The organism is Pseudomonas agronomica, from assembly GCF_025917275.1.
Taxonomy (GTDB): Bacteria; Pseudomonadota; Gammaproteobacteria; order Pseudomonadales; family Pseudomonadaceae; genus Aquipseudomonas; species Aquipseudomonas agronomica.
In genome coordinates this window covers 1-4268 of sequence record NZ_JAOSHO010000431.1, presented here as the reverse complement: position 1 = coordinate 4268, position 4268 = coordinate 1, and the positions used below count along the sequence as shown (strand labels likewise).

The 4268-nt window shown below is 61.6% G+C and carries 2 protein-coding genes; one reads left to right on the top strand and one right to left on the bottom strand.

Going from position 1 to position 4268, the window contains the following annotated elements; all coding sequences use genetic code 11:
- Nucleotides 1-92: 92 nt before the first annotated feature.
- Nucleotides 93-2009 carry an ATP-binding cassette domain-containing protein gene (locus tag OC610_RS22100; RefSeq protein WP_264430772.1) on the bottom strand — a complete coding sequence of 639 codons (1917 nt, stop codon included), beginning with the start codon at nucleotides 2007-2009 and terminating at the stop codon, nucleotides 93-95.
- Nucleotides 2010-2222: 213 nt separating this feature from the next.
- On the opposite strand from OC610_RS22100, the gene OC610_RS22095 reads away from it, so the two are divergent.
- The gene (locus tag OC610_RS22095; RefSeq protein ID WP_264430769.1) at nucleotides 2223-4151 is read left to right on the top strand and encodes a transglycosylase SLT domain-containing protein; all 1929 of its coding nucleotides are present in this window, start codon (nucleotides 2223-2225) and stop codon (nucleotides 4149-4151) included.
- Nucleotides 4152-4268 lie beyond the last annotated feature (117 nt).

Here is a 4268-nt window from a genome sequence, read left to right as displayed (position 1 = left end):
ATCGCGAGCAAGCTCGCTCCCACAAAGGATTGCGTTACAAACAAAAATCCCGGCGCTCATTGCTGAATGCCGGGAATCTTCTCAACAATGGATCATGCGTCCAACTCAGCCCAACGCTCGACCAACACATCCAGCTCAGCCTGCAGCTGCTCCAGATGCGCTATCACCTTGGCGGTCTCGGCCGCTGGGCGTTGGTAGAAGCCGGCGTCAGCCATCTCGGCCTCCACCGCGGCAATCTGCTGCTCCTTCGCGTCGATATCGCCTGGCAGGGCTTCGAGCTCACGTTGCAGCTTGTAGCTAAGCTTTTTCTTCGCCGGGGCCGGCGCGGCGGCGGCAACCGGCGCCGGCTCGGCCTTGACGACCGCCGAATTCAGGTCGGCCTTGCCCGACTTGCTCTCCGTCACGCCCAGCAGGCGCGGCGAGCCGCCCTGGCGCAGCCAATCCTGATAGCCGCCGACATATTCGCGAACCAGCCCTTCACCTTCGAACACCAGGGTGCTGGTGACCACGTTGTCGAGGAATGCCCGGTCGTGACTGACCATCAGCACGGTGCCGTTGAAGGTCAACAGCACCTCCTCCAGCAGCTCGAGGGTTTCCACGTCTAGGTCGTTGGTCGGTTCGTCGAGTACCAGCAGGTTCGCTGGCTTGCTGAACAGCTTGGCCAGCAACAGACGGGCGCGCTCACCACCCGACAGCGCCTTGACCGGCGTACGGGCACGCTGGGGGCTGAACAGGAAATCGCCGAGATAACTCAATACGTGGCGGCTCTGGCCGTCGATCTCGATGAAGTCGCGGCCTTCGGCCACGTTGTCGATCACGGTTTTTTCCAGGTCCAACTGATGGCGCAACTGGTCAAAATAGGCGACGTCGATCTTCGTCCCCTCTTCCACTTTGCCGCTGGTCGGCACCAGGCCGCCAAGCATCAGCTTGAGCAACGTGGTCTTGCCGGTACCGTTGGCACCGAGCAAGCCGATCCGGTCGCCGCGCTGCAGGACCATGGAGAAGTCCTTGATCAGGAACGGGCCGTCCGGGTGAGCGAAGCTGACGTTCTCCAGCACCATGACCTGCTTGCCGGATTTATCTGCCGTTTCCAACTGGATATTGGCCTTGCCGGTGCGCTCACGACGTTCACTGCGCTCGACGCGCAGAGCCTTGAGGGCACGCACGCGACCTTCGTTGCGGGTGCGTCGGGCCTTGATGCCCTGGCGGATCCAGACTTCTTCCTGGGCCAGGCGCTTGTCGAACAACGCATTGGCGGTTTCTTCCGCTGCCAGCGCCGCTTCCTTGTGCACCAGGAAACTGGCGTAGTCGCCGTTCCAGTCGATCAGGCCGCCACGATCCAGTTCGAGGATGCGGGTTGCCAGGTTCTGCAGGAAGGAACGGTCGTGGGTGATGAACAGCACCGCCCCCTGGAAGTCTTTCAAGGCTTCTTCAAGCCAGGCGATGGCGCCGATGTCCAGGTGGTTGGTCGGTTCGTCGAGCAGCAAAAGATCCGGCTCGGACACCAGGGCCTGCGCCAGCAGGACGCGACGACGCCAGCCACCGGACAGCTCCGCCAGGGTCTTGTCGGCAGGCAGTTGCAAACGGCTCAGCGTGCTGTCGACCAATTGCTGCAGGCGCCAGCCATCGCGGGCTTCGAGGTCGTGCTGGACATGCATCAATTTGTCCAGGTCGGCATCGGTGACGATATTCTGGCTCAGGTGATGATATTCGGCCAACAACGCGCCAACGCCATCCAGGCCTTCGGCGACCACGTCGAACACGGTCCGCTCGTCGGCCACCGGCAGTTCCTGGGGCAATTCGCCGATTTTCAGCCCGGGCGCGCGCCAGACAGAACCGTCATCGGGCTTCTGGTCGCCCTTGACCAGCTTCATCATGCTGGACTTGCCAGTGCCGTTGCGGCCGATGATGCACACCCGCTCTCCACGGGCGATCTGCCAGGACACCTTGTCCAACAACGGCATCGCGCCGAAAGCAAGGGACACATCGCTGAATTTGAGCAGGGTCATGAGCTTCTCCAAAAACCGGGCGCGCATTCTACCTGAGAAGAGACCTCAAAGGTCCGTCAATTTCGTCGCCCAAGCACTCTGCACACCAAATGTTGCGAACTTTTGCCAACGGCCCCGCAAAGCTTTCGCCGGTTGCTGGCAAAAGGCTAAGCTACAGCCAGTTACCCTCGGTTTCCCCTTGGGCTTGTCATGTTTTTTCTGCCCGGACGTATCATGCGCAGTCGCCTTTTTAGTGTCTTATCTTGTTTGTTTGTGTGTGCCACTGCCGTTCAAACCGCCCAGGCGGTGGATATCTCCACCCAGCGTCAGTACTACGATGAAGCCAAGCGTGCCTTGGCCAAGGGTGATACAGGCCCGTATTTTCGCTACAGCCAGGCCCTGCACGATTATCCGCTGGAGCCGTACCTGGCCTATGACGAACTGACTGCTCGCCTCAAGAGCGCGAGCAATCCCGAAATCGAGAAATTCCTCGCCGAGCATGGCGACCTGCCCCAGGCCAACTGGATGAAGCTGCGCTGGTTGCGCTGGCTGGCCGAGCGTGGCGACTGGGCGACCTTCGTCAAATACTACGACCCCAAGCTCAACTTCACCGAACTGGACTGCCTCAACGCCCAGTACCAGCTCGAGCACGGGCAGAAGGCCGAAGGCTACGCCAACACGGAAAAACTCTGGCTCAGCGGCAAATCCCAGCCCGCCACCTGCGATGCGCTGTTTGGCGTGTGGGCGGCCCAAGGCCAACTGACCGAGCAGAAACGTTGGGAGCGAACCAAGCTGGCCGCCCAGGCGCGCAATTACCCCTTGGCCAACAGTCTGGTCAGCGGCCTGACCACCCTGGCCCCTCGCGGCAAACTGCTGGTCGACGTCGCGCAGAAGCCCGAGTTGCTCAACCAGCCTTCTCGCTTCACGCCCGCCGATGAGCCGATGTCCGACATCGTCAGCCTCGGCCTGCGTCGCCTGGCGCGCCAGGATCCGGAAAAAGCCATGACGCTGCTGGACGGCTACGCCAGCACCATGCGCTTCTCCCGGGACGAGAAAGTCGCCATCGCTCGGGAAATCGGCCTGACCCTGGCCAAGCGCTTCGACAGTCGCGCCCTGGACGTCATGACCCAATACGACCCGGAACTGCGGGACGACACCGTGTCGGAATGGCGCTTGCGCCTCTTGTTGCGCCTGGCCCGCTGGGACGATGCCTATCAACTGACCCGTCGCCTGCCCGAATCGCTGGCCAGTACCAATCGCTGGCGCTACTGGCAGGCCCGCAGCCTGGAACTGGCGCAGCCGCAGAACCCCGAAGCGCTGACGCTCTACAAGCACTTGGCCCGCGAACGGGACTTCTATGGGTTCCTGGCCGCCGACCGCTCCCAGTCACCCTATTCACTGACCAACAAGCCGCTGGTCATGAGCCAGGCGCTGATCAACAAGGTGCGCAATACGCCAGGCGTCCGCCGAGCGCTGGAGTTTCACGCCCGGGGCGACATCGTCGATGGGCGTCGCGAGTGGTATCACGTCAGCCGGCATTTCAACCGGGACGAAATGGTCGCCCAGGCAAAACTGGCCTACGATTTGAAATGGTATTTCCCGGCCATCCGCACCATCAGCCAGGCCAAGTATTGGGACGACCTGGACATCCGCTTCCCGATGGCCCACCGCGACACGCTGGTGCGCGAAGCCAAGATCCGCGGCTTGCATCCGAGCTGGGCGTTCGCCATCACCCGGCAGGAAAGCGCTTTCATGGACGACGCCCGCTCCGGTGTCGGTGCCAGCGGCCTCATGCAATTGATGCCCGGCACCGCCAAGGAGACCGCACGCAAGTTCAACATCCCCCTGGCATCGCCCCAGCAAGTGCTCAACCCGGACAAGAACATCCAGCTTGGCGCGGCCTACCTGAGCCAGGTTCACAGTCAATTCAACGGTAACCGCGTCCTCGCCTCCGCCGCGTATAACGCCGGGCCTGGCCGCGTGCGCCAATGGTTGCGCGGCGCGGACCATCTGAGCTTCGATGTCTGGGTCGAAAGCATTCCCTTCGACGAAACCCGCCAGTACGTGCAGAACGTGCTGTCCTATTCGGTCATCTACGGCCAGAAACTCAACTCGCCGCAGCCGCTGGTGGACTGGCATGAGCGGTATTTTGATGATCAGTGAGTATTAGCGAGACGCTGTTCCTGAGAAGAAAAAAATGCCCGCATCGAAAGATGCGGGCATTTTTGGTCGGTTACTTGGTCGGTTACTAGACCTTGTGGGAGCGAGCTTGCTCGCGAT